The 26,068-nt window shown below is 69.2% G+C and carries 27 protein-coding genes; 17 read left to right on the top strand and 10 right to left on the bottom strand.

The annotated features are described in order from the left end of the window. Positions 1–38: 38 nt before the first annotated feature. The 9 genes from ABZ234_RS07945 to ABZ234_RS07985 form a co-directional block, all read right to left on the bottom strand. A complete protein-coding gene (locus tag ABZ234_RS07945) occupies positions 39–323 on the bottom strand; it encodes a hypothetical protein (RefSeq protein ID WP_355011473.1) in 285 nt (94 codons plus the stop codon). A 100-nt stretch (positions 324–423) separates the two neighbouring features. Beyond that, positions 424–1,020, bottom strand: coding sequence for a DUF4913 domain-containing protein (locus ABZ234_RS07950; RefSeq protein WP_355011474.1), 597 nt, complete (start codon positions 1,018–1,020; stop codon positions 424–426). After that, the gene (locus ABZ234_RS07955) at positions 1,017–2,822 is read right to left on the bottom strand and encodes a TraM recognition domain-containing protein (RefSeq protein WP_355011475.1); all 1,806 of its coding nucleotides are present in this window, start codon (positions 2,820–2,822) and stop codon (positions 1,017–1,019) included. The genes ABZ234_RS07950 and ABZ234_RS07955 overlap by 4 nt, the downstream gene beginning before the upstream one ends. After that, complete coding sequence (locus tag ABZ234_RS07960) at positions 2,819–4,378, bottom strand: hypothetical protein (RefSeq protein ID WP_355011622.1); 1,560 nt, start codon at positions 4,376–4,378, stop codon at positions 2,819–2,821. Before ABZ234_RS07960 ends, ABZ234_RS07955 begins: the two co-directional genes overlap by 4 nt. 22 nt (positions 4,379–4,400) lie before the next feature. After that, on the bottom strand, positions 4,401–5,873 hold the full coding sequence (locus ABZ234_RS07965; protein ID WP_355011476.1) for an SCO6880 family protein: 1,473 nt from the start codon (positions 5,871–5,873) through the stop codon (positions 4,401–4,403). After that, complete coding sequence (locus ABZ234_RS07970) at positions 5,873–7,306, bottom strand: hypothetical protein (protein ID WP_355011477.1); 1,434 nt, start codon at positions 7,304–7,306, stop codon at positions 5,873–5,875. The genes ABZ234_RS07965 and ABZ234_RS07970 overlap by 1 nt, the downstream gene beginning before the upstream one ends. 8 nt (positions 7,307–7,314) lie before the next feature. After that, positions 7,315–8,040: a hypothetical protein gene (locus ABZ234_RS07975; RefSeq protein WP_355011478.1), complete on the bottom strand. Its 726-nt coding sequence runs from the start codon at positions 8,038–8,040 to the stop codon at positions 7,315–7,317. Further along, positions 8,040–8,330, bottom strand: a complete 291-nt coding sequence (locus tag ABZ234_RS07980) for a hypothetical protein (RefSeq protein WP_355011479.1) — start codon at positions 8,328–8,330, stop codon at positions 8,040–8,042. Before ABZ234_RS07980 ends, ABZ234_RS07975 begins: the two co-directional genes overlap by 1 nt. Next, positions 8,330–8,665: a hypothetical protein gene (locus ABZ234_RS07985; protein WP_355011480.1), complete on the bottom strand. Its 336-nt coding sequence runs from the start codon at positions 8,663–8,665 to the stop codon at positions 8,330–8,332. Before ABZ234_RS07985 ends, ABZ234_RS07980 begins: the two co-directional genes overlap by 1 nt. 460 nt (positions 8,666–9,125) lie before the next feature. Between ABZ234_RS07985 and ABZ234_RS07990 the strand changes: the two genes are divergently transcribed. Further along, a complete protein-coding gene (locus ABZ234_RS07990; RefSeq protein ID WP_355011623.1) occupies positions 9,126–10,238 on the top strand; it encodes a lytic transglycosylase domain-containing protein in 1,113 nt (370 codons plus the stop codon). A gap of 70 nt (positions 10,239–10,308) precedes the next feature. On the opposite strand, the gene ABZ234_RS07995 is transcribed toward ABZ234_RS07990, so the two are convergent. After that, on the bottom strand, positions 10,309–11,262 hold the full coding sequence (locus ABZ234_RS07995) for a MinD/ParA family protein (protein ID WP_355011481.1): 954 nt from the start codon (positions 11,260–11,262) through the stop codon (positions 10,309–10,311). A gap of 520 nt (positions 11,263–11,782) precedes the next feature. Here ABZ234_RS07995 and ABZ234_RS08000 point away from each other — a divergent pair. The 16 genes from ABZ234_RS08000 (at position 11,783) to ABZ234_RS08075 (ending at position 26,066) form a co-directional block, all read left to right on the top strand. After that, on the top strand, positions 11,783–13,048 hold the full coding sequence (locus ABZ234_RS08000) for a hypothetical protein (RefSeq protein WP_355011482.1): 1,266 nt from the start codon (positions 11,783–11,785) through the stop codon (positions 13,046–13,048). Positions 13,049–13,707: 659 nt separating this feature from the next. After that, positions 13,708–14,142 (top strand): hypothetical protein, encoded by a 435-nt coding sequence (locus ABZ234_RS08005; protein WP_355011483.1) that lies wholly within the window; start codon positions 13,708–13,710, stop codon positions 14,140–14,142. A 192-nt stretch (positions 14,143–14,334) separates the two neighbouring features. Then, the gene (locus ABZ234_RS08010; protein ID WP_355011484.1) at positions 14,335–15,336 is read left to right on the top strand and encodes a hypothetical protein; all 1,002 of its coding nucleotides are present in this window, start codon (positions 14,335–14,337) and stop codon (positions 15,334–15,336) included. A gap of 151 nt (positions 15,337–15,487) precedes the next feature. Beyond that, positions 15,488–15,988: a hypothetical protein gene (locus ABZ234_RS08015; protein ID WP_355011485.1), complete on the top strand. Its 501-nt coding sequence runs from the start codon at positions 15,488–15,490 to the stop codon at positions 15,986–15,988. Between the two features lie 116 nt (positions 15,989–16,104). Next, positions 16,105–17,775: a DNA cytosine methyltransferase gene (locus ABZ234_RS08020; protein WP_355011486.1), complete on the top strand. Its 1,671-nt coding sequence runs from the start codon at positions 16,105–16,107 to the stop codon at positions 17,773–17,775. A gap of 83 nt (positions 17,776–17,858) precedes the next feature. Next, positions 17,859–18,368, top strand: a complete 510-nt coding sequence (locus tag ABZ234_RS08025; protein ID WP_355011487.1) for a hypothetical protein — start codon at positions 17,859–17,861, stop codon at positions 18,366–18,368. Positions 18,369–18,596: 228 nt separating this feature from the next. Then, positions 18,597–19,025, top strand: a complete 429-nt coding sequence (locus ABZ234_RS08030) for a hypothetical protein (RefSeq protein WP_355011488.1) — start codon at positions 18,597–18,599, stop codon at positions 19,023–19,025. A 62-nt stretch (positions 19,026–19,087) separates the two neighbouring features. Next, positions 19,088–19,609 carry a hypothetical protein gene (locus ABZ234_RS08035; RefSeq protein WP_355011489.1) on the top strand — a complete coding sequence of 174 codons (522 nt, stop codon included), beginning with the start codon at positions 19,088–19,090 and terminating at the stop codon, positions 19,607–19,609. An 87-nt stretch (positions 19,610–19,696) separates the two neighbouring features. Beyond that, entirely contained in the window at positions 19,697–20,221 is a 525-nt protein-coding gene (locus ABZ234_RS08040; protein ID WP_355011490.1) for a hypothetical protein, read from the top strand. Positions 20,222–20,312: 91 nt separating this feature from the next. Further along, positions 20,313–21,470: a hypothetical protein gene (locus ABZ234_RS08045; RefSeq protein WP_355011491.1), complete on the top strand. Its 1,158-nt coding sequence runs from the start codon at positions 20,313–20,315 to the stop codon at positions 21,468–21,470. An 86-nt stretch (positions 21,471–21,556) separates the two neighbouring features. Beyond that, on the top strand, positions 21,557–21,904 hold the full coding sequence (locus ABZ234_RS08050; RefSeq protein ID WP_355011492.1) for a hypothetical protein: 348 nt from the start codon (positions 21,557–21,559) through the stop codon (positions 21,902–21,904). A gap of 171 nt (positions 21,905–22,075) precedes the next feature. Then, a complete protein-coding gene (locus ABZ234_RS08055; protein WP_355011493.1) occupies positions 22,076–22,936 on the top strand; it encodes a phosphoadenosine phosphosulfate reductase family protein in 861 nt (286 codons plus the stop codon). 136 nt (positions 22,937–23,072) lie between these two features. After that, positions 23,073–23,879, top strand: coding sequence for a hypothetical protein (locus ABZ234_RS08060; RefSeq protein ID WP_355011494.1), 807 nt, complete (start codon positions 23,073–23,075; stop codon positions 23,877–23,879). A gap of 200 nt (positions 23,880–24,079) precedes the next feature. Beyond that, positions 24,080–24,406 carry a hypothetical protein gene (locus ABZ234_RS08065; protein ID WP_355011495.1) on the top strand — a complete coding sequence of 109 codons (327 nt, stop codon included), beginning with the start codon at positions 24,080–24,082 and terminating at the stop codon, positions 24,404–24,406. A gap of 86 nt (positions 24,407–24,492) precedes the next feature. Then, entirely contained in the window at positions 24,493–24,789 is a 297-nt protein-coding gene (locus ABZ234_RS08070) for a hypothetical protein (RefSeq protein WP_355011496.1), read from the top strand. A gap of 95 nt (positions 24,790–24,884) precedes the next feature. Then, a complete protein-coding gene (locus ABZ234_RS08075; RefSeq protein WP_355011497.1) occupies positions 24,885–26,066 on the top strand; it encodes a hypothetical protein in 1,182 nt (393 codons plus the stop codon). Positions 26,067–26,068: the final 2 nt, after the last annotated feature.

The following is a 26,068-nucleotide window of genomic DNA, read 5'->3' on the forward strand; positions in this document are numbered from 1 at the left end:
CAGGTCCTGTTGGCCGGAGGGGGTGAACCGGGGGGCGGCTACAGGCCGGGCTGCTCCAGTTCCGGGGGCAGCCACTCGTCGAGCCGCTCCCGCATGACTATCGACTCCGCTTCCGTCCGCCAGGTCTGCAGTCGCTTGACCTCCCGGAGGTAGTCCGGCTCCTGCGGCTCCCGGTCCGCCAGCTCCTGGGCGCGGTTGACGATCTCCTCCTCGACCTGTTCGCCCTTGGCCCTGAAGAACTCCTCCGGGTCCAGCATCTCGGCGACCTCGTCCGGCTTCAGGCGCGTCCACGCTGCCCGGATCCGTTCCCCGTACACGTTCATGTGTGTCACCCGCCGCGTCGAAGTTCAGTGCCTGCTGTCCGAAGGTATCGCTCATCGCCGCCTACTCGCCCCGTGTGTCCTTGCCTTGCCCCTGGTGGAACTACTCGTCTTCGTCCTCGTCGTACTCGCCGTCCCACCAGCCGTCCGGAGCGAAGCGGCTCTCCAGCTGGTCAGTTTCCCGGTGCTCGGCGGCGCATTGGCGGAAAGGCCCGTTCTGGCCCATCAGTAGGGGCATGTGGTGGTCGGCGTGGTCGCGGAACCAGGTGGACATGCCGGTCTGATCATCCAGGCGCAGGCTCTCCCATGCGCGCCACATGGCGTCGAGCCGGGCGATGGCCTCTGCGTGCCTCCACCACTCGGGGCACCACTTGTTCTCACCTCCGGGCACACGCCGGAACATGGGCAGGAAGTGGTGGTTCACCCAGGCCTCGACCGAATGGAAGACCGGCTCGACCTCGCCGTCCTCTTCTTCGCCTTCGCCGCCTGTGTCCTCGTCCTGGATGTCCTCCTGGTCCTGAACTAGCTCGTCCTCCTCCTCGGCGGGGTCCTCCAGGAGGGTCGGAGCCCCCTCCATGGACAGCTCCTCTTCCATCTCGACCCGCTGTCGGGCCATGTCCTTGACCCACGTGTCCCAGTAGGGCCCGCTGCTCTCGGGCTCCGGAGTGAGGTCGGGCGCGGACGCAGGGGGGGTGCTCATACGGTGGCCTCCGACGATTTCGCGGCCCGAGCAGCGGTCGCCTGCTCGGCCTTTTGGAACTCCCTGCCGATCTCGGCGGCACGGGTCGAGGTGTACCAGGGCTTGAGGTTGACCAGGGCCGGTTTCATACCGGTGGCCAGGAGCAGCCCGGACCCGCGGGGCAGGGCCCGGATGGAGGCGGCGTCCATGATGTCCTGGCGGCGCAGTGACACCGACTCGCTGGTGCGCTCCGCGTAGGAGACGCTGGAGACCGCCACGTCGTGCTGGCCGATCATCGTCGACAGGTCACGGGCCAGGCCCGGGTCGTCGATGCCCGCACCGACGATCTTGCGGGTGGCGGCCCCCCACATGGCGTCGAACTTGTTCTCACCCCATACGCCCACGCCCTGCTTGCGCGACTGCAGGATGGTGACCGGGATGATGCCCCTCGATCCGAAGTGGGAGTACAGGTCGGGAAGGTCGGCGATCTTGCAGATGTTGGCGGCCTCGTCCAGCACGGCGATGAGGGGGTTGTGCAGGCGCCCGCCCTGGCGCTCGGCAGCGTTCTCCCCCGAGCGCAGCACCCGGTCGGTGAGCGCGGCCACCAGCGGGGCGGCCGCGCCGGCGCCCGCCTTGCTCATCAGGTAAAGGGTCTGCTTGGAGACCACGAACTTGTCGGGGTCGAAGGTTGGCAGCTCTTTGGGAGGCGGGGTCACCCACTGCATGATCTGCGGGTCGCGCAGGCATTTGGCCGCGGTGCGCGCGGTCTGGTAGATGCCCGCCCGGGTTTCGGGTGCTCCGTCCTGGGCCCCCTTGAGAGAGGAGGCCATGGGGGCCTGGCCCATCTCGTACAGGATCTCCACCGGGGTGGGCAGCAGCTCGTCGTCCAGCCACATGGCGACGGTGTTCATGTCCTTGCCCGCGCCCGCGGCCGCCAGGATGAAGGCGCACAGCAGGTCTGCTGCCGCCGGGCCCCACAGGTCCTTGTTCTGGCCGTCGTCCACGGTGAGAACGAAGTGCCCGGCCAGGCGGAAGGCGTCCTCGACGTTGGAGATGCCCTGCAGCGGGTTCCACCACCACTGCTGGGGGGTGTGGGTGATGCCCTGGGGGTCGAACAACCAGGACTGCTGCCCGGTGTCCTGCTCGCGCAGGCCTACGGTGGCCTGCCACACGTCCGGCTTGTTGGAGGTGACCAGCACGGGGGAGAACTTCGCGGAGAGGATGTGCGGTACGGCCAGGGAGGTCGTCTTGCCCGCGCGCGGGGCCATGATCGCCAGGATCGTGTCCTCCCAGGATGCGAACAGCGTGGGGCCGCTGCGCTCCCCGGGTAGCTTCAGATCTCCCAGCGCTAGGCCGATCTCCTCCTGAGGCAGCTTGGCCTGCTTCTTCTTGGGCAGGGCAGCCAGGGGCTGGCGGAGCTTGAGGGCCCTGTCACGGGTCGCCTGCTCGCCGGCCTCGGCAACGATCGGGTTGTCGCGCACCATCGCGGCCACCGGGTCATCGGGGCGCGTCTGGCGTTTGAGGACGAAGCGGGTCACCAGCACGGCCACCGTGCCCGCGGCCAGAACGAAGACCCCGGCCACCGAGATGACCACCGGGGTCGGGGTGCCCGGCCAGGTCTGGTCGGTGTGGCCGCGCACCAGGTCGCCCACCCATTCACCGCTCAAGGGCGCCACGGACCCGCCCGCCAGGGCGGCCGCCACCCACGCGGCCGCCCACACGCACGCGAAGAGGGCCACCAGCCCCCAGGCCGCGCCCAGGATGATCCAGGGGGCCTGCTGGGACTGCAGCGGACTGGTCTGGGGGCCCAGCGTGCGACTCACCGGCCCCCCTTGGCCTCGGCGCGGATGGCTTGGTCGGTGTCGTACAGGCGCCGCTCAGCGCTGGTCAAGGTCACGTCCACCGGAAGCCCCTGGCGGCCTTGGACCTTGATCATGATCTTGCCGCGGCCGGGGTGGCGGGCGTCGGGCTGCCAGGAGTCCGGGGCTGCCCAGGAGGTGATCATCGCCCGCTCCCGTGGCGTCATGGCCATGATCTCGTGCACCCGGGCCAACTCCCGGGGCGGCAGGCCCGCCATCACCGTGACGGCCGAGCGGTCGATGAGACCACGGGCCTTGGCCCGGTCCTCCTCGGTGGGCAGGGCTTCCAGGTCGGCGAGCGAGTGGGTGACCATCACCGAGGCCATACCCTTGGCGCGGCTGAGCCGGGTCAGGGAGTCGGCGTGCTCGACCAGCCCGGGAGCCCCGCGCAGAGCCCTCCACAGCTCGTCCATGACCCCCATGTAGTTGCGGCGCGGGGCCAAGCCGAGTTGGGCCAGGGACGCCGAGGCGTCCACCAGCCCGAACCCGTAGGCCCAGGTGCACAGCATGGCCGCGGTGAGCAACTTGTCCCCGGCACCGCCGGTGGCGGAGATGTCGACGCTGACGATGGGCGCGTCCAGGTCGATGGGCTTGGAGGTCTGGTCGTCGAAGACCCCGGCCAGCGAGCCGCTGCACAGCAGGTCCAGCGTGAAGACCAGGTCGTCGGTGCGCCTGCGGTAGTCGTCCAGGGTGCGCGAGCGCGAAGAGGCCACCAGGTCGTCGGGCGCCTGGTCCAGGATGCGCAGCACGTCGGGAACGGTGGGTTCGCGCTGGCCGTCCAGGCGCGTGTCGAGCAGGTCCATGGCCCGGCCCAGCAACACCTCTTCGACGTTGGTGACCGGTCCCTCGCGCACCAGGGTGCACAGCGCCAGCAGAAGTGACAGGCGCCGGGAGCGCACCTCCCAGCGCAGCTTCTCCGCGTCCGGGCCGCTCATGCGCTTGAGCGCCTTGCCCATGGGGCCCGAGTCCAGCGGGTTGATCCGGTCCAGGCCGCGGCCGATCCGGATGACCTGCCCGTCCAGGTACTCGGTCAGGTCGGTGTAGTCGGGTTTGGAGTCGCCGAGGATCAGCGCGCGTGTGCCGGTGGCCACCGCCCCGGTGATCAGCCGCTTGACGAAGGTCGACTTGCCGGTGCCCGGCTGGCCGAGCACGAACACTCCGGGGTTGGTCACCAGCCCCTCGCGCAGCCACTCCAGCGGGTCCAGGCACACCACCTCACCGTGGAGCTGGTGGCGGCCGATGGGGGTGCCGACCACCGGTGTGCCGGCTCCTGCCGTGAAGGGAAAAAGGCCGCACACCTGAGTCGTGGTGCCCTGGTACTCGACTCCCGGTGTCACGTGCAGGGCGCGTCCGCTGTTGGGGTGGCGCCATCCCCACAGCGGTGCCACATGGGACAGGTCCACATCGGGGTCACGGTCCTGCCCGGCGTTCGGTGCGGGCGTCGGGGGCACCTGCTCGGTCGGGGCGGGGGAGGTGTCCTCGGGGGTCGGGGCCGCGTTCTTCTTGGCGCGGCGGCGCATCAGCACCACGGCGTCCTCCTTGCTAGTTACGCAGCTCGTAGGCGAGGGCGGGGGGGTAGATGCCACACGGCAGGGTGGCGGCGAAGCCGTTGGACTGCGAGTGGAAGAGGCGGCGCAGCCGGATCTTGGAGGCCTCCGCCGACGACTCCACCTCGGAGATGGCGCGGGGCAGCTGCTCGGGGTCGGTGACCGTGACGGTGGCGTACATCGTCACCAGCGTCACTCCTGCCCCGGCGGCTTCCTCGGCGGCGGCCTGGCGGGCACGGGCCTGGTCGAAGGTATCGCGCGCGGTTTCGTCGCGGCCCTGCTTGCGGCGCAGGCTCTGGCGGAAGTGCGCCGCGTTGACCTCGGCCTCCAGGATGCGCGCGGCGTCGGCGGCGCTGTAGGCACGGTAGATCAGGGTGATGCGCTTGGGGTCGCGGGTGGGGGCCACCAGGCCGGCCAGGATCTGCGACTGCACGTTCTGGCGCGGGGCCTCGTTCCAGGCCCAGGAGACGCTGATGCCCGAGTCGTGCTCGTAGTAGCCCACGTGCTCGTGGGCCCCTACGGGACCGGCGCCCTCCAGGGTCAGCTGGCCGGGGTCCTCCTCCAGGAACTGGTCCACCCGGCCGCGCGCGCTGGGGTCGAAGGCCACGCGCACCGCGCCGGCGATCTGGGGGGCGCTGGCCCTGCCCAGGACAGAGACGCCGCAGCTGGACAGGGAGGACTCCAGCTGGGTGAGGCTGTGTCCGACCTCGCCGATGGCTTCGACCATGGTCTTGGGGCGGGCCGGGAAGAGGGAGGGGTTGAAGGTCACCGAGACCCGTGTCTCCACGTCGGCGGCCGCGGCCGGCGCGGTACGCACCAGCTCCTCCATGATGTCGCGGGCCTGGGGGGGAGCGGTGCCGTCGAGGGAGGCACCCACCCGCTCGGCCAGCACTGAACCGGGCTCAGGGGCGGTGTCCACGGTGACCGCCACCCACTTGACCTGCGGCATGTGGCCCAGGCGTGAAAGCCAGTGGCCCCAGTTCGCGACCCAGGTGTCGACCTCTTCGGGGTCGGCCAGCCAGATCGAGGCCGGTGCCACGCGAATGGTCGCGGTCAGGTCGCCGGTACGCCGGTTCCACACCACCCCGTACTGGCCCCCCAGCCCGTCGTTGGCGCTGAGGAGCCGCAACGGCGCCAGGGTGCCGGGGAGCTGGAAGGCGTGCGGGTGGTCGGTGATGACCCCGGCCTTGTACCGGTTGTGTCCGCGCATGGACCCCAGGGCCCAGCGCATGCGCTGGACCACGACCATGCCCACGGGCTCGCCGTTGACGCGGACCAGGACCGAAGCAGCCACGAGCAGGGAGGGTGGGCCGAACCACAGCAGCAGGACGGGGGCGATCTGGGCCGCGATAACCAGGAACAGGAAGGCGCCCAACAGGACCAGGGTGCCGCCCATCCCCAGCCCGAAGAAGCCGATCCCTCGGGACCTGCGCCAACCTCCGTAGGTGCGCGGGCCGTCCTCGCTCATCAGGTGCCTTTCTGCTCGTCGGGGGGTGTGGTGGACTCAGATGCCGCGCTTTCCAGCCCGCGGTAGGCGCCCACGGTGGCCTGTTCGCCGGCCTTGGCGCCCGCGGCCAGGGCGCTGCCCATGGGACCGGCGGCGCTGCCCTTGATCCCTGCGTCGGCGATGCTGCTTGTGCTGCTGCCAGTAGAGGGTTTGGCGCCGTCGGGGGTACCGGCTTCGCCCGAACTGCCCGAACCGCTGGAACTGGCGGCCTGGCCGGCCGCGTCCTGCTTGGCCCCGGTAGGGCTCTGAGTTCCGCCGCTTCCGCCGCTTCCGCCGCCGCTCGCGCCCTGATCGGCGCTGCCCAGGCGCTGGTTGGTGTCGGCGGCCTGGTTGGAGGCTCCGGAGCCTCCGGCCGCTGCAGAGCCAGCGCCGATGGCCGCGCCGATCGCGCCACCAGCCAGGGAGCCGCCTCCGCCTCCGCCGCCCAGGCCGCCGGGGCTGGCCACCGACCCAGTGGCCCAGGAGAAGAGGCTGGTGAGTACCTTCATGGAGAACAGCGACACGATCAGCATCATCACGCCGGTGAGATAGGTGTTGAGGTCGTTGCCCTCGGCGATGAAGATGAAGGTGATCGCGTAGACCGCGGCCACGGCGGGTTTGTACATGATCAGGGCGAGCATCCAGCTGGTGACCTTGGTCAGCCAGCTGGAGGTGGACTGCATCAGCATCCCCGCTGCCGCCAGGGGCAGCATGGCGGCCAGGATGACGATGACGGCCTCACGGAAGATCATCAGCACGATCTGGATCGCGGCCACGATCGCAACGATCACCCCGAACAGGGTGATCAGCAGGGTGGAGGCCCACAGGGCGCCCACCGAGGTCTCGGGGTCGACGTCGCCGCCGGAGTACTGGCCGAACGTGAGCACGAAGATGAGGCGTTCCTCGACGCCGCGGTCGCGTGCGTCGGTGATGACCCATTCCGACCAGATGTCCCCGAAGGAGATCAGGGCGTTGGCCACAGGGATACCGATGGCCTGGACCGCGATGATGACGAAGATGCCCCGGCCCACGGGCAGCAGCGGATTCGCCTTGCGGGTGAGCACCATCTGGCCTGCGGCCACCAGGATGCCCACCACTGCCACGGCCATGACGATGGGATCCAGGTAGATCCCCATCAGGCCGATCGTCGTGCCTTCGGATCCGGTGGACAGGTCGAGGCTCTCACCTCCCACGATCCAGCCGAGCAGGACGTCCAGGATGTAGGCGACCGCGCTGTTGATGGACTCGGCGAGGTTCGCCAGGGCGTTCTCGGTCTCGTTGTTCACGGTGTTCATGACCGCATCCCGGATATTGGAGACGACGTTGTCGCGCAGCGTCTCCATGTGGATTTCGAGGCAGTCGCCCATGTTGAGGGCGAAGTCGCTGCCCTGGCAGTCCTCAACGGTTTCGGGCATGCGTCAAGTCACGATTCGTCGTCGGGGAAGGGGGTGAAGCCGTCCAGGTTCTCCAGGACACGCACGTGTTCCATGGTGTTTTCGGGCACCAGCATCTGCCAGTCCCCGTCCTGCCACATCATGGTGATCACGGTGGAAGTGGTGATGGTCGAGCCGTCGCTGCCCTGGTTGGACAGGGCGAGCTCGAAGACCGCCCCGGTGTCGTTGAACTCGTGGATGCTGTAGGCCTCCACCAGGATGTCGGACCGGCTGGGGTCCGGGTCGAAACCGCGCTCGCGGATGCCCTCGGCGAAGGTGGGAGCGTGCTCGCCGGTGAGCTGCTGGGTGAGGGAGGCGTTGATAGCCTCCTCCGGCATGTCCGCGCTGCCACTGGCCTGCAGGAAGATATGGGTGCCCGCCAGGACCGCGCCCTGCTCGGTGCGCTCGAACCCGCGCACCCACCCGCCTTCGTCCTCGGCCGGCCCGTGCGTGGCCGAGAACGGTACGCGCACACCCCCGTGCTCACGCCAGGTCACGTCCTGGGCGTCGAGCGGACCTCCTTCGGGGGGTGTAGCTGCTTCCGAGGGAGCGGTCTCGCTGGGCGCGCCCGCGTCCGGCGCGGGCGCCTCGTCGGGCATCGTCAGTCGGCCCAGGCCGAACGCGCCCACTGCCAGGACGATGGCGCCGCCCACCAGGACCAGCCGCAGCCGCGGGGTCTGCGGGCTGCTGGCGAACGGGGTGAACTCGCGGCCCATCAGGCGAACGCATCCACGAGCGGGGCGGCCAGGGCGATCAGTGAGATCCCCCCGATGACCCAGGGCACACCAACTGCTCCGTCAGCGGACATCTGGTGTCGGTTGCGACGTCCCATAATCATCTGACCAGCGCAAAAGAGCAGGCCGATGACCCCCATGGCCATGACGATCCACTTGCCCCACCCGATGATGCGGTTCACCGGCCCGGCCATGCCGTCCGGCACCTCCGGCGCCGGGTTGGGGGCCCCCACAGCCAGCTGTGTTGTGGCGAATTCGAGGTATTCGGTCATCAAACGGTGTCCTTCTGCACGATGAGTTCCTTGATCTGCGCCAGCTCGAGGGCGGAGCGACGTGGCAGTTCCTCTGCCGTGGGCAGGTCCTCGTTGCCGCGCATGGAGGGAATGAACGAGAACCGCACCAGACCTCCGCCCCCTGCCGGTCCCACATGCGGGTCGAGCATGCGAAAACGCACCTTGGCCTCGCGGGGCTCAGAGCCGACGCCGTCGGAGACGATCACCAAACAGGCTGGTCGCAGCCCTTGTTTTGCCAGTTCGGTGATCGAGGTCGAGGCGGCCGCGGCAGAGGGCACGGTGTTGCGGGTAACGAGGACGATGGGCCTGCCCACCGGATTGACCTGTCGGGCCGTTCCAGCGGGGTCCATCACCGGGCCCAGGTCAAAGGCAGGATCAGGTAGAAGGCGGGCCAATGTCGTTGTCCCTGCTCCGCCGTGTGCGCCCAGGACGACTACGCCCTCAAAGCCTCTTTCGCCCGCTGCCACAGAGGGGGGTCGATCCATATGTGCCTCCGTTGCATGCCGCTGCACAGCCGAAACCCCCGGGCTGTGCGACCGATAGCCTAGCGAGACACAACGACCCCTGAGGAACTCAGGATGCAGTTGTGACCTCACGAGGTCACAAATACGACATACCTCCGTTTGGGGCTCCCCGAGCGTGCGGCTTCCCCGGTACTGTCCGCAAGTCCGTCGCACAGGGGCCTTGAAGTTCCGCCGAGGCAGGATTGTCGCCTACGGACCGTTTGTGCTGCCAGCCAGAGAAAAGGGATCAGGAGGAGCTCCGTTGAAGGGAGTGATCGCGGGGCTCATCGCCCTCGTCGTGGCGCTGCCATTGCTCATATTCACGCTTCTCACCAGCGGAAATGAGAACAACCAAGGCCTGCCTGACAGTGTGGAAGGCATCCACGACACGCTCCTGCAGGCCTACGGGCAGGCTGCGTCGTCCACCCCGGACATCCGGCCCGACTGCTCCGGGATGCGGTGGACGATTTTGGCCGGAATCGGCCAAATCGAATCGAACCACGCGGCGGGCAGCTCCATCTCCAACACCGGTGACACCGATCCCCGCGTGATCGGGCCACGTCTGGACGGCAGCGGCGCCGGCGGCAACACCGTGGCCTTCCCCGACTCCGACGGCGGGCAGTGGGACGGCGACACCGACTACGACCGCGCGGTGGGCCCGATGCAGTTCATCCCCACTTCCTGGGAGGCCTACGGCCAGGACGGCAACGGCGACGGCATCGAGGACCCCCACAACGTCTTCGACGCCACCCTGGCCGCCGCCGCCCACCTGTGCGGCAGCGGCACCCGCGACCTCAGCGACCGCGAGGAGCTGCGGTCGGCCCTGTTCAGCTACAACCGCAGCACCTCCTACGTCGAGGACGTCCTCCGGGAGATCGACGCCTACGACGCGATGAGCGTGGTCTTCGTCGGCGACGGCAACATCTCCTACCAGGCCTCCGACATCGCTGCGACCGGCAAGTCCCACAACTGTGGACCCATGGGCACCACGACGCAGCTGACCTGCCTGGGCCACCAGACGATCATCACGCACTTTCCGAACGTCTCCTGGGGCGAACACTGCGACCGGGCCAGCGCCGACGACCACGGCGCCGGCCGCGCATGCGACTTCATGACCGCCCCCAACACCCCCGATGGCAACGCCAACGGCGACGCCCTGGCGATGTGGGCCATCGCCAACCACGAGCAGCTGGGCATCGACTACGTCATCTGGCGCCAGTCCATCTGGAACCCGGGGTGGACCGCCTGCACCCGCGCAGACCGCACCCCGCAGTGGTACAACAACGTCCCCGACATGCCGGGCGGCAAGTGGTGCGGGATGGAGGACCGCGGTGACCTGACCCAGAACCACTACGACCACGTCCACATCAGCTGGACACACTAGATCAGACAAAAAGGCCTATACAGACGCAAAAGGTGTGGGGGTGGTGTGGGGCCCACCCCCTGCGCCATGATCACCTGCCCCCGGAGGCCTCCGCCAGCCGCCCCACCACCCGCGCGGCCAGGTCCATGTAGGACTCCCGCGTACGCGCGTGCAGCAGGTCGAGATCGAAGACACTCCCCTCTGCCAGGTGGTCGTCGTAGGGAACCTGCACCACTCCCCGCACATACTGCTCGAACTGAGCGATGATCTGATCGAGGTTCAAGGCTCTGCGAGTGTGCTCCTGCACGCCCGAGACCACTGCGAACGACGCCGCCGCCAGATGCGCGTAGCCGTTCTGGTGAAGCCACTGCAAGGTGGCCATCGCCGAGTTGGAGGCGTCCACAGCCGGCTCGAGCACGATGATGACCTGGTCCGCCAGGTCCAGGATCGAGGCCATGGCCGGGTCCAGCAGTCCCGTGCCGCAGTCGGTGACCACCAGGTCGAAGTGCTGCTCCAACAGGTCCGCCGTGACCTTGTAGGAGGCGGCGTCGTAGCGCTTGAGGATGGGGCCCGTGGTGTAGCTCGACAGGATCTGCAGGCGTGCGCTGTTGGCCGAGGTGTAGGCGCGCAACTGTGTGTACCGGCTGATCGTTTCGGCGTCGGTGTACAGGTCGTGCACGGTCTTGTCGGTGGTCCTGCGGACCCGGTCCCCGAGGGTGCCCCGGTCCGGGTTGCCGTCCACGGCGATGATCCGGCTCTCGCGCTGGGACGCCAGCACCGAACCCAGGGCCACCGTCGTCGTGGTCTTGCCCACGCCCCCCTTCAGGCCCAGCACCGCCACGCGATGGTGCTCGGGCAGGGGGAGGGCAATGACCTCTCCCAGTTCGTGCATACGGGCCTGCCGCGGCGTCTGGGCGGGAATCAGCCCGAAGGACGCCCGCGACAGGGCCTTGCGCAGCCCGCTCTGCGCAGGGTCAGTGCGCTGGGAGTGCACAGCGGCGTTCTTGTCCGCGATGGCTTCCTGCCACGCTGCGGACGGAGGCATCGACGGAGCAGGGGGAGCCACAGACGGGGGCGGAGCCGGTGCCCACCCCCGCGCCTCCGGCGCCGTAGGCGCGGGGGTGGGGGGCGCAGGGGCCCTGGGGACTACAGCGGCAGGCGCGGCTGCGGCCGCGGTCGGCGTCGGCTGCTCCTGGGCCAGGGCGCGCAGGCCCGAACCGGGACCGGAGTCCGCCGACGGGGGGGCCTTGTCCGCCCCGGGGCGCAGAACCCCCGGCACCAGCGCAGACGGTGGGACGATCGGCTCCGCGGCGTGCGGTACGTGGGCAGGACCGAAGGGCGTGGCGGCCGGTGTGGCCGCATGCGGCTCCGCTGCGGGGGGAAGGGCAGGGCCGGCGGTCGGCGCGGAGGGCACAGGTGCAGCGTGGGGAACACCAGCTGGACCGAACGGTGTGGCTGAGGGGACGGGAGGTGGCGCGGTCGGCCGTTGAGCATTCACGGTGCAGATGATGACAGATGCTTCCGCCATCTTCGGTGACGACGGCTCCCTCTCGTAAGGTAAGGCCATGTCCACTCCAACCCCCACGGACGCCAGTCCGACCACGGACCACCCCGAGCCGCTGGGCGCCGGTGCGGTGGCAATGACCTCGGCCGGCGCACGCGCCACGAAAACGACCGCCGAGATCGTCTTCGCGGCGATGCAGGTGGCCAACCAGCTCAACAGGCGCAACCGCATCGACCCGCGTCAGATCACGAAAAAGATCGCGGACCTGTTCCGCGCCATGCGCGACATCCTCGACAAGGGCCGCGTGAACCTGAAGAGGTTCAGGGAGAACCTGGAGGCCCGCCGGGGCGCCTCTGAGGCCCCCAAGGCCCCTGCCGCGAAGGAGGCCTCGGACAAGGAAGCAAGCACCACCGCCAAGAAGGAGTCCGAGAGCACCGCGCCCAAGGAGACCTCGGACGCCGTCGAGGGCGAGATCTCCAAGGCCACCACCGCCGCCGCAGCCCTGATGTCCCACCTGGACATTGACGCCGCCGCAGCTGTGTGGAGCCTGGCCTCACTCGAGAGCCACAAGTTCGCGCGCCAGCTGGCGGACCTGTCCGAGGCGCGCATGCGTGAGCTGGACCCCGGGCTGATGGCCGACTACGACGCCGCACGCGAGAAGGGCGCCGGTCGCCTGGCGGCCATGGAGAAGGCCATGAGTGCCCACCCCGAAGCCGGGGAGCACTTCAAAGCGGCGATGACCAAGTTCGACAGCGAACTCCAGCAGGCGCGGGAGAACCGGCTGGAGGGGCGCCTGGTCAACCAGATCGCGGGCATTCAGCAGGGGCGCATCAACAACGACCAGGAAAAACTGTCCTTCGAGCAGCTGCGCGCGCACTTCGACGAGGACACGGTGAGCAAGGGCAGCCACTCCTACCCCAAGGAGATGCTCGACAAGGTGATCTCGGCCGACTACGAGCCCTCCGCCGAGGTGCGTCAGGCCGCGTTCGACCTCAGGGAGGCCGCGGCCGAGCATGATGCCGAGGTTGCCTCCGCAGTCGAGGCCAAAGCCAGCAAACCCGCGCCTGCACGCGCCTCCGGGCGGAGCACGACCACGAGGGTAACCAAGACGACTACGGATAGCCGCGTCAAGGGAACGGCCAAGGAGCCGGACAGCAGCCGGGTCAGGAAGACCGGTCCGGCCGGCGGCCCGAAGACGGCGGTCGCGGTCGCGGCCGCCGGCTCGCCCGGAGGCAAACCCAAGCCCAAGAGGGCGGCCGCCGCGGCGCCGTCCACTGCCAAGCGCCCGGCGCCGGCCAAGAAGAGCGCCACCACAAGCCGGGGCTGAGCAGCCGCTTCCACAGCACGAGAACATCCGTCCAGCCCCCGCGGTCGAACCGCGGGGGCTTTGGCGTGCTCGCCTGCACCGTGCGCCGGACGCTGCTCAGCAGTCCTCGCCAGCTTCGGTGAAAGCGCCTCCGGCGGGGAGGTCCCGGACGGCCAAGATGGGGGTGGGGGGTGGTTTTCGGGTGCGGCGTGCGGGTGGTTGAGGTAGGGGGTCCCCCATCCCGTCGCCCGTCATCCGGTCTGAGACCAGCACACCGGGGGGTGGTCGGCCAACCCCTTCCGGGCGGTGAGCGGCTGCGGCTTGCGCGTCCCCGTTCGTTCCTCACGGGGTCGCTCCACCCGGTCCGCTCTCCGCCCTCCCGGGGTCTAGCCTCGCTTCGCTCGGTGGCAGACCACCCCCCGGTGCGCTGCGCGGGGCGCGGATGACGGGCGACGGGATGGGGGACCAGGGGCGGGGTCGCGGGCTTTGCCCGCGCCCCCGCCCCCTTTTTTTTTGCCCCCGCTTTCGTGTTACGGGATCATAACGAACACTGCAAAAGCCCTGGTGGGGCCCCTTTTTGGTTGCCTGTACACCCCAGGTGGGATAAACTGTATATAGAGCAAGGGGGGAGGGCCCACCACCCCGATCCCCGCCCGAATCGCCCACACGAAAGGCCCGCCTTGTCTCCTGTTCTCACCCGCGCCGCCACCACGCTCCACGTGCTCGAAGCCCTCAACGGCAAGCCCGCCGCCGAATTCCTGCCCGACTTCGTCGCCACCCTGGCGGCCAGGGCCGAAGCGACCACGGGCGTGCCCCGCGAGCACATCGCGGACGAGGCCGAGTTCATCGCGGCGACCGACCACTGGGAGGAGCCCATCGGTCACGCGGCCATCGACGCCCGCCAGGCCATCGAGTCCTGCCCGCTCGACCCCAGTGAAGTCCTGCGCGGACTCCAGCTCGTCAACCGCGACCCCAGCCTCCCCGGGTGCCTGTCCGGTCTCGCCGCCAGCGGCGCCCAGGCCCCCTCCGACGAGAAAGAGACCGTGGAGTTGATGGAGGACTACGCCGCGATCCTGGCTGGCGCCCTCCACCTCACCAGGAGCATTTGGGCCTAACGCCTAGCGCCCCCATCGCAAGACCCGAACAACAGCCTCACCCAGCCTAGTGCACAAGCTTTTTGATAACTCAATAGTGAATATACAGAGATGCGCTGCCCAATTTTGACGCGGGTGGGGCCGCTTTCCACCGGCCCCACCCGCCCAGCGATCAACCGAAAGGGATTGCTGGCAAAAAAGAGAGGCCAATCGATGACTGATTCCCTTTTGCTGCGGCGAGCCGCCGATGTCTCGGACCTGATGTCGGCCACCGGGTACCCCCTGACCTCCGCCGGAGTCAGCTCCTTCATCACACAGATAGTGGAGCCCACCGCCGACACCGTCCTCTCTGCCACTGCGCACGAGGTGGCCGAGCGCGCCGTCAAGCTCCACCACGCAGACCTCATGGTCTGCCGCTCCGACCAGGGGCAGGCACTTGCAGAGTTGGCCAACCACCCCCTCGGCGTCGAGCGCGTCAAGGGTCTGCTGTCCTTCGTGGAAGGGCGAGGACCGCGCTTTGTGACCGACTGCTTCGAGCGCGACGTCCTCTTGGACGAGTGTGCTTCCCTGCTGGCCGGAGCCTGGTACCTCTCGCACCACGCCTTGGGCGGGACACAGGAGGCACAGCCCCCGCACACCGACCGGAACGCCGAGACCGCCTATCTCCACACCCTCATCGAGAGCGGCAGGACAAAGGCAACGGAGCGCTCCACCGCCCGCCGAATGCTGTCCCGCCTGACCGCCGCAGCTCCGGACTCCACCGCCAAGAACGCCGCCGCCGCACACAAGCACACCTACGGCATCGAGTATGCGGACATGGCCACCCTGTCCGCCGCCGAAATCGCCAAACGCATTCGCGCGGACATCCGCCTTGCGCTCAAAGTCGCCAAGGCAGTAACTGAGGAGGCGACCGCAACCGCCCCCTTCGCCGCCCTCCCCGACGGAATGAAGATCACCGCCAAGATCAACCCCTACTCCACACAACGTTCTGTTCGAATCGTACTCCGTGACATTCCCCGGAACTGGTGGATGGGCAACCCCGACGAAGGGGAATGGCGTTTGGCCCCCGGCCCGGAACTGGAAGCGCTCTCCCAGGCCTTGCGGGAAATCCACGAAGCCTACGAATACTGCGAGACCGGTGCGATGCACACGGACTTCACCGCGTGTGTGTGCACCGAGCGCGGGACCCACCTCGTGAGCCGCAACCCCAACTAGCTGAACTGCATGACCAGGGCGGCGGGCCCACCACCCCGCCGCCCGACCCGAATCGCGCCGACAAGGAGCAGTCCTGAGCAAGATCGAACACCTCCAGGCCCTGATCAACCACCCCAAGACGGGCGAACCCGAGCGCGCCACCGCCCAACGGATGCTCGCCCGCATCCTGGCCAAGACCACTCCTCATGGCGCCGACACCGCCGCCGCCATGTATCAGCGCACCTACGGCGCCAAGTACGGGCAGACGAACGGACTGTCCGCCGCAGGCATTGCCGCACTCGTCCGCGCCGACATCCGCCTTGCGCTCAAGGTCGCCAAGGCCTTCCCCGCCCCCGGCGCCGTGGCCGTGGCCGACCCCTTCGCCACCTTCCCCAAGGGCCTCAAGATCACCGTCAGGAAGGACACCTTCTCCGGAGGGCGCTCCATCGACATCATCGTCCGCAACATCCCTGCGGAGTGGGGATGGACCCAGGAGACCGACCCGTGGGGCGACCCACGCGAAGTCCCCACCCCGGCGCTCTCAGCCCTCGCCAGGGAGCTGAAGGCCATCCTCCAGGCCTACAACTACGACGGCTCTGACCGGCTGACCGACTACTACGACGTGAACTTCTACGGCCATGTGACCACTGAATGCGGACTCACCCTCGCCTAACCCCCACGCTCCCGGGGCCGAACTGCCTCGGGAGCACCCAGAAACACCGCTTGACCAGGGCGGCGGGTCCACCACCCCGCCGCCCGACCCGAATCGCACCAGCACAGGAGCAGAGCTTGCCCGCAACCCTGACGCGGCCAACCGCCACCAGCTACGCCACGGCACCCGCCCGCGCCCGCAGGCCCAAGAGAAGGGGCCAAGATGAACTCACCTACCTGGACGAGTTCTGCGGCATGGGCGGAAGCACCGCCGGAGCCTTCCAGGTCCCCGGCCTGGTGCCCTACTTCGCCGCCAACCACAACGAACAGGCCATCGCCACCCACGCCGCCAACCACCCCGACGTGGAGCACTACGAGGGGGACGTCCAAAAGATCCGCGTCGCCGACGTCTTCCCCCGGGTTAAGGTCTACTGGGCCTCCCCCGCCTGCCCTGCCTGGTCCGACGCCCGAGGCGTCTCACGGACCTTCGACAAGGCCAACCAGCTGACCCTCTGGGGCGCGGAGCTGACAGAGGAGGAGGCCAAGGCCACCCGCTCCCGGGCCCTGATGGAAGAAGTCGTCAACTACCTGCGCGCGTGCGCCGACGACCACGACCCCGTCCTGGTCGGAGTCGTGGAGAACGTCATCCAGTGCAGGCAGTGGTCCGACTGGCACCGCTGGATCGGGGAAATCCGCGCGCTGGGCTACGAGGTCAAGACCATCGCCCTGAACTCGATGCACGCCCTCGCGCCCTACTCCCCACGCTGCCCCCAGTCCAGGGACCGGCTCTACGTCGCCTACTGGCACAAGTCGCTGGGCCGCACCCCCGACTTCGCCCGGTGGCTGCGCCCCGTGGCCTGGTGCCCGGACTGCGAAACCTGGGTGCGGTGCATCCAGGCCTTCAAGAAGCCGGGCGCGGACATGGGCCGCTACCGCGCCCAGTACGTCTACCGCTGCCCCAACACCCGGTGCCGCAACAGGGTCGTCGAACCCGACGTCCTGCCCGCATCCGCCGTGATCGACTGGTCGGACCCGGGCACCCCGATCGGCGAGCGCACCAGGCCGCTGAAGGAAAACACCCTGGCTCGCATCCGCGCGGGCATCGAAAAGTACTGGGCGCCACTGCTCACGCCCACCGGCGGCACCTGGCGCGAGGGCGCCATCCCGCTCTCCCACCCGATGCCCACCCGCACCACGCGCGAGAGCGACGGTCTGGCCGTCCCCCCGATGATGGTGCCCATGGAAGGCCGCCAGGGCAAGCAGGCCGCCTCAGCCGACCAGCCCATCCGAACCCAGACGTGCCGCCGGGAGACGGCCGTGGCCTTCCCACCGTTCATGACCCCGATGAGGGGAGGCGGCGACAAGGAGCGCGCCTACCGGGCCGACGAGCGCCCGATGCACACATTCACCGCTGGCGGATTCCACCACGGACTCGCCTCCGGAGTGCGCTCGGTCGACCCCCTGTTGGTGCAGTACTACGGCAACGGCCGCACCCTTCCGGCCAGCGGCCCCATCGGGACCCTGCCCACCAAGGAGCGCTACGGCCTCGCCTCACCGGGCTCCCAGCCCGTGAACGTGGACGAGGTCCTGTTCAGGATGCTCTCCATCGGTGAGATCCGGGACGCGATGGCCTTCGAGCCTACCTACCGGCTCCTGGACTACTCCAAGCGCGACCAGGCCCGCCTCCTGGGCAACGCCGTCACCCCGCCCGCCGCCGAGGTGCTGCTCTCCGCACTGGTCGAGGCCGTCACCGGCCAGAAACGCGAATCCGGCTGGGACGCCTACATGCGCCTAGCACTGGCCGCCTAAGACCAGGCACACACGAACGGGCGGACCACCCACCGAGGGTGGTCCGCCCCCACCAGACCGCGCCCACACGCAAAGGACCAGCCATGTACTCCGTTCCTGAGCCCCTGACCCGCTTCCTGCACCACCTCGTGGCCAGCGGCTACGAGTTCTCCCTCAACCGCACCCCGCAACAACCCGACCACCTGCGTGTGTACGTCCGGTGGACCACCCCTGATAAGCCCCGGCCCACCCACCTCCGAGCCACGTGGACGACCTACGCGAACAGCGGCTACGCACTCACACACCTGGCCATCCGCCTCAAGAAAAACTGGTCGCCCATCCCGCTGGAGGCCGCTATCCGCTGGCTCAGCGACCAGGAAACCCCCGCCCCAGCGACCGTCGAGATCCCCGCCCAGGTCGTCCACGAATTCCTCAACGCCTTCGACCACCACGCCGCCGACGGCATGGGCCGTATCACCGCCTGCCACGAGATCGGCCCCCTCCTGGCCCTGTTCAACGCACTCGGTGCCCCGGACCACTCCGCCACGTGGCACTCCGCCCACGAAGAGGAGAACCACATCTGCGAGGGCACCCACCCCCCGCTCTCCCTCTGACCACCCGGGGGGCGGGCACACCACCCGCCCCCACCCAGCGCGGGAGAACGCGCCGACACGAGCGCGATCCCATCCCTCAGCGACCCCCGCGCGGACACCACAGCTCCCCCACGGGCGACCCGTCGCCACAACCGCGCGCACCGCGCAGACCGACTGCCCCACGCGGCACCGAACCGGGCCGGGGCACCCTCCGCGGGATGCCCCCGCCCCTACCCCCCGAAGGGCCCGATGAGTACCTCCCGTGACGCCCGTCTCCGACGCACCCAAGCCGTCGAGGAACTGGCCGCCACCCTGGCCCACCCCACCGACACCGCTGGCCTGACCGCCCTTCTCCGGCGCGTGCTCGAACGCGCCGACGACTCGAACGTGGCAGACGAAGCCGGGGCACGCCACGAACTGCTGCACATGGACGGTGCTCCCTCGCCCGCCCAGGAATGGGCCTTCACCTACCTGATCCACGAAGAACGCACTGCGCAGCTGGCCAACCGGCGCCATGCCTGGCTGGTCGGCCACCCCTGGGGCGAAGGGCTGGACCCCCTAGTGGCCGCCGCCGAACTCGCCGCTGACCTGATGTGCGCGCTCCACGCACGGGGCGCCGACGCCGACGCCATCCTCTCGCAGCTCGAAGACGCCCTGTTCTACCCCGCCCACACCTGACCACCAACGCCGAGTGCGGACCCACCACCCCGCCTCCACACCCGAGTCGACCGAGGAGACACATGCCCGATGGCCAACCGCCCTACTACCTCTGGAACGACGCCACACCGGTCTACGCAATCGCCACCCGGCGAGCACACGACCTCTTCAAGGCCACCAACACCCCGGTGACCAACGAAGGCCTCCTCCAGCTCGCCCGGCGAGTCACCACGGCCACCCGCTCCCACCCTCAGGACCTGTGGGAGAAGGCCCTCGGCCTGGTCGTCTACGACGACCTCGACACCCAGGCTCCCTACGCCGTCGAGCTCTACAGCTTCGATGACCTGCGCGGCCTGGTCGCCTCCATCACCGTCGACCGCCAGAGCCGCGAGGACGACCTGGCACTGCTGGACGGCGTGCCCATCCCCCGGGACCGACTCGTGTCCCTGTGCGCGGGCATGGTCAAGCTCGTCTGGCAGGAGACCTACGGCGGCGGCGACGCCGAGGGCTGCGGCTCCACCCTCCTGGACGACTACGACACCATCCTGAGCCCCCTCTGGCAGGAGCCCGTCGACCATCCGACCGCGCCCCCAGAGGCCACCTAACCGTCCGTGCCGGATAACCACGGCACGGCCCCGAGGGCGGGCCCACCACCCCGCCCCCAACCCGAATCGCACCACTGGAAGGCACCCATGAACAGCGCCCACACCCCCACTCCCACCTTGTTCGACAAGCTGCGCCGCAAGCTGCGGCGCCTCACCCTGCCCCCCGAGTTCCGCGACCTGCTCCGCAAGCTCGACACCCTGGACACCGCCGAGCCCCCCGGCCCGGGGCGCGACGCACTCGTGAACGTCGCCACGGACAAGGACGCGACCGTCCTTGACATCACGCTGGCGTGCCTGTGCGCGGCAGCCTTCCAGCCCGAGCTGTACACCTTCGACGGCACCGAGCAGGGCATCCTCGTGCACCGAACCGGCGAAGCACCCGCCGTCATCTACAGCGCGGTCGGACAGCCGATGGAAGGGCCGACCTACCAGGGACTGCACGCCTCACGATTCGAGCCGGGCACGGACCCCACGGACGACGACGACTGCATGCACGCCTCCGCCTACACCGTCTGGGAAGGGCCGCAGCCCACCACCAGGTCCGAGATGCTCCGCGATATCGCCGGTGCGGTGAACGCGATCATCGACGACGCCGACCAGCCCTGGGCCTGAACCACAGCCAGCGCCCCCAACCGGGGGCGCTGGCCCCCGGGCGGGCCCACCACCCCGCCCCGAACCCGAATCGCCACACGAAAGGCCACCTGTGAACGGCTTCGACTTCTCCACCCTGCTCGACTCGCTGCGCCGCGCACCGCGACGCACCGCCACACCCACGCAGGCAAACGCGACCATCCACGACACCCTGATCGAGGCCCTCACGCGGCACGGCCTAGACCCGGAGTTCGTCAGCATGACGGGCACCCCCTGCATCCTGGTCCCCACGGTCGACAGCAGCGCCATCCTGATCAGCAACGACTACTGCGACGACCTCAACCTCCCCCTCGCCGAGTACCAGGGCCTGCTCGCCTACCGCTACCCCCTCCGCTACGACCCCACCCGCCCTCCCACCGACTACCAGCCGGAGATGGAAGACCTGGTCGAGGTCTACGTGACCGAGGGGCCCGTGAACGGCGTGAAAGCCGCACTCAAGGACCTGGGGGACCTCACCCTCGCCGTAGCCCAGGCGGCCGAACACCCGCTGCCCGAAGCCGAGGTCGCCGACCTCCTGCTGGCCGCCCTCAAGAAGGAAGGCCTCACGGGCAGGGTCGACTCCCTGGGAGGGTGCCGAGAGGGCGTCGTGGTCGAACTCCACGACCACACCCACATCCGCATCACCGACACCGAGGGCGTCCAGATCACCTACCCCGTGACCGGACACCAGGGACTGATCGCCTACCGCTACCCCAACGACGACGTCACCCAGCGGATCGCCGTCTACGAGTCCCACCGCACCAACGCGATCCCCGACGTCCAGGACGCCGCAGCCGCAGTCCGCGCCGAGGCGAACCGGCCGCTGACAGCCCTGAACCAGACGCAGCCGGCCACCGGGGACGCCGACGCCCTCACCGACCAGATCCAGCGACTGGCCGACCAGCCGGTGAGCGCGGTGCTGCTCTCCCTGCTGCGCAGCCAGGACTGGGAGTGCTCCCTGCGGGCCCTGGGCGATCAGGGCGCGGGCGTGCACATCCCACTGGGCCCCGACGCCCACATCCTCATCACCGACCCTGAGGACGGCGGCCTCGGCAGCACGATGGAAGAGCACGCCGGACTGTACGTAGCCCGCGTCAGCGAACGCGCGTCCCGTCACACCGAGATCTACAGCACCGACAACGCCGGGGCCAAGATCCACGACACCTTCAGCGCCGTCGCCGACCTGATGCAGGCGGTCGCGGCCATCGACCGGTCCGGGGCCCTGGACTAGGGACCAGGCCACGCGCCGCAGCCCAACCGTGGGGGCGGGCCCACCGCCCCGCCCCCACACCCCAACCACCCCGACGGAAGGCCCACGTGAGCTGCTCCCGACACATGCCCCGGATGCACGACCTGCTGATCACCGCCCTGGAACAGGAAGGCCTCCAGGCCAGGCTGACCTGGAGAGGCCCCCACATCAACGGCGTCGAGGTCCTCACCGACGACGACAGCCGCATGTACATCACCAACCCCGCAGGAGCCGACCTCACCTACCTGGTCAACGAGCACACCGGCCTGCTGATCAACCGCTACCCGCACCACGACCTGTCCCGGTGGCGGCACGTCCATGAGACCGCCTGCAACGACGCCTTCCAGGACATCCAGGCAGCCATCCCCATGATCAAGGCCGAGGTACACCGACCCCTCACGGACCTGGACACGTGAGGCGCACCAACCTCGACGAGCGCCGCAACCACGCCCACGGCACCCGCGTGATCAGCAACTCCACACCCTCCGACAACCTGGACGCCGCCCACATCTAGCCCTACGGCCGAATCGTGGGGGCGGGCCCACCACCCCGCCCCCACACCCGAATCGCCCACCAGGAGTAGAACCATGCCCAAGAGCACTGTGACCAAGTCCGGCCCGGGAACCGTCACCCCTGGCCCTGTACCAGACCCGGCCGACTACGACCTCGTCGTCGTTCAAATATCGGCCGGGAAGGATTCTCAGGTCGCCCTTGCCCAGGCCGCCCACGCAGTAGAGCGCGCCGGCGTCCCCGAGCGCCTGGTCGTCGTCCATGCCGACCTCGGCGCGGCCGAATGGGAGGGTGCCAAGGACCTGGCAGTCGAACACGCCCGCCACTACGACCGCGACCTGCGCATCGTCGCGCGCAGGCGCGAGGACGGCCAGGTCGAGACCATCCTGGAACGCGTCGAGAAGCGCGGCATGTGGCCGGGGCCCGGCAACGCCCGATGGTGCACCTCTGACCACAAGGTCGGCCCCGGCCTGGTACTGCTGACCGCCCTGGTCAAGGATCTGCGCGAGTCGGGCAGGGTCACCGACCGGCCCGTGCGCATCCTGCACGTGCTGGGCATGCGCGCCGAGGAGTCGAGCGAGCGCGCCAAGAAGGACCCCTACCGCTACGACAAGCGCGCCAGCAACGGCCGCCGCCACGTCGACGTCTGGCTGCCCGTGCACGCCTGGACCGTGCGCCAGGTCTGGGACGGCATCCGGGCCGAGGGCACTCGCCACCACTTCGCCTACGACGCGGGCATGTCGCGTCTGAGCTGCACCTTCTGCCCGCTGGCCTCGGCCAAGGATCTGCGCTGTGCCTATGAGCACAACCGGGCCAAGGGCAACCTCTACCTCGCGATGGAGAAGCGCATCGGCCACCGCTTCCAGGCCCGCAAATCACTGGCCCAGCTCCTGGAAGACCCCGGCAACCCCGACTTCGAGCAGCTGACGTTGTGCTGACCTGCCCTCCGCGGGCCGCACCAGAACGTCCCTGGTGCGGCCCGCGCCTTTCCGCTTGACCCTCAACGCCGTGAACCCGGCGGGCGGGCCCACCACCCCGCCCCCACACCCGAATCGCCACCACCGAAAGGCCAGCATGAGCCAACGAGGAATTGCCACCACGCCCCCACCCGTCTGGGTGCTCTACCGCGAGCACCGCCATGGCGAGGAGATCACCCTCGCACAGAGCGAAGAGGCCGCCATGGCCGAGCTCGCCAGGTATGTGAGGTCTTCCTGGGACAACGTGGTGGGCGACCCCGGCGTCCCCTTCGAGCCGCCCGCCGACGACGCCGAAGCGATTCAGACCTACTTCGCCCACCGCGAGGAGGAGTATCACGCGGTGTGGGAGGAGGACGTGCTCCCCGCGTCGGCCCCTCCAGCTGGGGCGACGACCCAGCCCGCGTACCTGCCGCCAGACCCCCCAGGAGGGGGCGACCCCGCGATCGAGTGGGCAGGCATCGTGGTCGGCGTACGCCGTGAGAGCACCGGCCTGTGCGTGTGGGTCGGCACCGACGCGGCCGACTCCGTCTCCTGGCCCACGGAGGCCGAAGGCGTGCCGGTCGAGATCGTCGTCAACGACGGGACGCTCGCCCGTCTGCGCGGCGACGGCACCGTGGCCCCTCAGGGGACGGTGCTGGCGGCGGTGGCCCCGCAGGCCAGGATCTGGGTCCTGAACACGTGGGACAAGAACAACGACGTGAACACGTACCACGCCAGCGAGGAGGGTGCCCAGGCGACCCTCGCGGAGTATGTGCGCACCCGCTGGAAGTCCGGCGCCCTCCACGGAGACGAGGTACCTGTGGCTCCCCAGGACGACGCGAGGGCCATCGACCTCTTCTACGGTCCGCCGGAGGACTTCGAGGAAGTGGGCTACCGCATCTTCGAGGATGTCGTGCACGCCTGAGGTAGCTGGCGCCCCCGGGGTGCGTTGAGCACGCCCCGGGCGGTCACGTGTGCCCAGAGGGGTTGCAGTGCGTGAGGTGAAAACGCAGTTCAGGTTGGGTATTTGACAAATCCACAGGCTGGGTTAAAGTGTATATAGAGCTCGCGGGTCCACCACCCCGCCCTCGAACCCGAATCGCCAACCGAGAGGTTTCACCCCGCATGTCCACACACGCCTCCGTCGCCGACTTCTACGAAATGGTGCGCATCACCGGCCACCTGCGCACGGTCGCGGCCTCTGTGGCTGGAATCGATCACGACCCACTCAACGCCGGGACCACCCTCGTGACCTCGGCCCACCCGGAGCAGGGCCGGGCCGTGGTCATCTACTTCACCCCCCTCAGCACCATCACCGCGCGCGCCACCCTGGTCGACCCGCTCACCGAAGCACTGACCCGCGCCGGATTCGAGGTGGACAGGGTCCACGTCGAACAGAACAACAGCGGCCCGCTTGCCATCACGGAGATGACCGCCGACCTGCGCCTGTGACGCTCTCGCGCCGCCCCCTGGACCCGGGCGGCGCCCCACCAGGGGGCGGCCCCACCGCCCTCCCCGCTCCCACATCCCGGAGGACCGTGACCTTCCCCGTGCACATCCGCCCCATCACCTACTGGGTCTCAGCGGTACCGGAGACCGTGGTCGACGCCCACCACTTCGGCCTCACGGTGCGCTACCGGGGCAACAACACCTGGTGCGTCAAGAACACCTTCGACCTCTACCTGGACGCGAACGGCGAGGCGGAGGTCGAACACCGGCTCTCCTTCGAGGAGGCGATGGAGCGCGCCACGGGCCTGGTGCCGCACACCGTCGTGAACGGCTACACCGTGGCCGACGCCTTGGCCTTCCCCGACGGCCCGCCCCCGCGCACCTGACCGCAACCCCACGCCCGGGGCGGGCCCACCACCCCGCCCCCGCTCCCGAATCGCACCGCTCCCCGGAGGCGCACTTGGCCCTTCTGACCGAAACCATGCCCGTTCCCACGCACATCGCCCGACCCGTGATCTGTAGCTACGGTCTGGGCGTCGACTCCACCGCGATCCTCCTGCGGTGGCTGGTGGACCCCAGCAGCCGCGACTTTCCGCTCGACCACCTGACCGTGGTCGTGGCCCACACAGGCGACGAATGGGCCAACACCGGCGCCCTGGCCACCCGGTACATCCTGCCGCGCCTGCGGGCCGCCGGAGTGCGCCTGGTCCAGGTCGCCCGCAAAGGCCCCTCCCTGGCACGCGACGGCGTCATCGTGCTCGACGACAGCGACGCGCCCCGCGTCCTGCACAGCCAGGGCGCCTACAAGCTCTCCGACGAGATGCTCGCAGCAGGCACCGTGCCCCAGACCGGCGGTACGCGAATGTGCTCGATACACGCAAAAGGCGAGGTATTGGACGCGCTGATCGCCCAGCTCGTACAGGGCCGCCCCTACCGGCACATCCTCGGCTTCGAGGCAGGCGAGTGCACACGCGCCCGCCGCGACGCGACCTACGACACCGCCCAACGCACGGGGGAGTACCCGCTGATCGAGTGGGGGTGGAACCGCGTCGACTGCAACGACTGGATCTTCCTGCTCACCGGCGTGTCCTGGCCCAAGAGCGCCTGCTCCTACTGCCCCTTCGCCCTGACCAACCAGGAAGGACGCCAACGCACCCTGACCCGCTTCACCGAGGAGCCGGGACCGGCGTGCCTGGCGCTGCGCATGGAGCACACCGCCATCGCGCTCAACCCCCGCCAAGGCCTGGTGCCCAACGGCCGCCTGATCGACATGGCCCGCACCTTCCCCGGCATGAAGACCACCCTGGACCGCTTCAGGGACGAGACAGCACGTGCCGAACACGCCGTGTACCGCATCCGCCGGGTCTGGCCACCCAGAAGCAGCGATCCCACCCAGGCCGGGCGCGCCGCTCGCTCGGTCGAGCTCGTGGCCACCGGAACCCGCGCACAGATGCACCACAAGTTGCAGGCCGACTCCGACAGGGACGGCAAGCAGATCGACACCAGCGACCCGGACCATCACCGGCTATGGGCACACCGCCGCACCCAGGCCGGTCCCGGCTACGAAGAGTTCTTCGCCGTGGCCCCGGCCACCGCCCACCACAAGGTCAGCCGCAACTTCGCCGGAGCGCTGGCCAAGCTCAGCCAGCGCAACCTCTTCTAACC

The sequence above is a fragment of the Nocardiopsis sp. NPDC006198 genome (assembly GCF_040613895.1).
In the GTDB taxonomy this organism is placed as follows: Bacteria; Actinomycetota; Actinomycetes; order Streptosporangiales; family Streptosporangiaceae; genus Nocardiopsis; species Nocardiopsis tropica.

Coding starts and splice junctions, on each gene's coding strand:
- ABZ234_RS07945 (WP_355011473.1), bottom strand. CDS start 323: ATGAACGTGTACGGGGAACGGATCCGGGCAGCGTGGACGCGCCTGAAG.
- ABZ234_RS07950 (WP_355011474.1), bottom strand. CDS start 1,020: ATGAGCACCCCCCCTGCGTCCGCGCCCGACCTCACTCCGGAGCCCGAG.
- ABZ234_RS07960 (WP_355011622.1), bottom strand. CDS start 4,378: ATGCGCCGCCGCGCCAAGAAGAACGCGGCCCCGACCCCCGAGGACACC.
- ABZ234_RS07965 (WP_355011476.1), bottom strand. CDS start 5,873: ATGAGCGAGGACGGCCCGCGCACCTACGGAGGTTGGCGCAGGTCCCGA.
- ABZ234_RS07970 (WP_355011477.1), bottom strand. CDS start 7,306: ATGCCCGAAACCGTTGAGGACTGCCAGGGCAGCGACTTCGCCCTCAAC.
- ABZ234_RS07975 (WP_355011478.1), bottom strand. CDS start 8,040: ATGGGCCGCGAGTTCACCCCGTTCGCCAGCAGCCCGCAGACCCCGCGG.
- ABZ234_RS07980 (WP_355011479.1), bottom strand. CDS start 8,330: ATGACCGAATACCTCGAATTCGCCACAACACAGCTGGCTGTGGGGGCC.
- ABZ234_RS07995 (WP_355011481.1), bottom strand. CDS start 11,262: ATGCCTCCGTCCGCAGCGTGGCAGGAAGCCATCGCGGACAAGAACGCC.
- ABZ234_RS08000 (WP_355011482.1), top strand. CDS start 11,783: ATGTCCACTCCAACCCCCACGGACGCCAGTCCGACCACGGACCACCCC.
- ABZ234_RS08010 (WP_355011484.1), top strand. CDS start 14,335: ATGACTGATTCCCTTTTGCTGCGGCGAGCCGCCGATGTCTCGGACCTG.
- ABZ234_RS08015 (WP_355011485.1), top strand. CDS start 15,488: ATGCTCGCCCGCATCCTGGCCAAGACCACTCCTCATGGCGCCGACACC.
- ABZ234_RS08025 (WP_355011487.1), top strand. CDS start 17,859: ATGTACTCCGTTCCTGAGCCCCTGACCCGCTTCCTGCACCACCTCGTG.
- ABZ234_RS08030 (WP_355011488.1), top strand. CDS start 18,597: ATGAGTACCTCCCGTGACGCCCGTCTCCGACGCACCCAAGCCGTCGAG.
- ABZ234_RS08035 (WP_355011489.1), top strand. CDS start 19,088: ATGCCCGATGGCCAACCGCCCTACTACCTCTGGAACGACGCCACACCG.
- ABZ234_RS08040 (WP_355011490.1), top strand. CDS start 19,697: ATGAACAGCGCCCACACCCCCACTCCCACCTTGTTCGACAAGCTGCGC.
- ABZ234_RS08055 (WP_355011493.1), top strand. CDS start 22,076: ATGCCCAAGAGCACTGTGACCAAGTCCGGCCCGGGAACCGTCACCCCT.
- ABZ234_RS08060 (WP_355011494.1), top strand. CDS start 23,073: ATGAGCCAACGAGGAATTGCCACCACGCCCCCACCCGTCTGGGTGCTC.
- ABZ234_RS08065 (WP_355011495.1), top strand. CDS start 24,080: ATGTCCACACACGCCTCCGTCGCCGACTTCTACGAAATGGTGCGCATC.
- ABZ234_RS08075 (WP_355011497.1), top strand. CDS start 24,885: ATGCCCGTTCCCACGCACATCGCCCGACCCGTGATCTGTAGCTACGGT.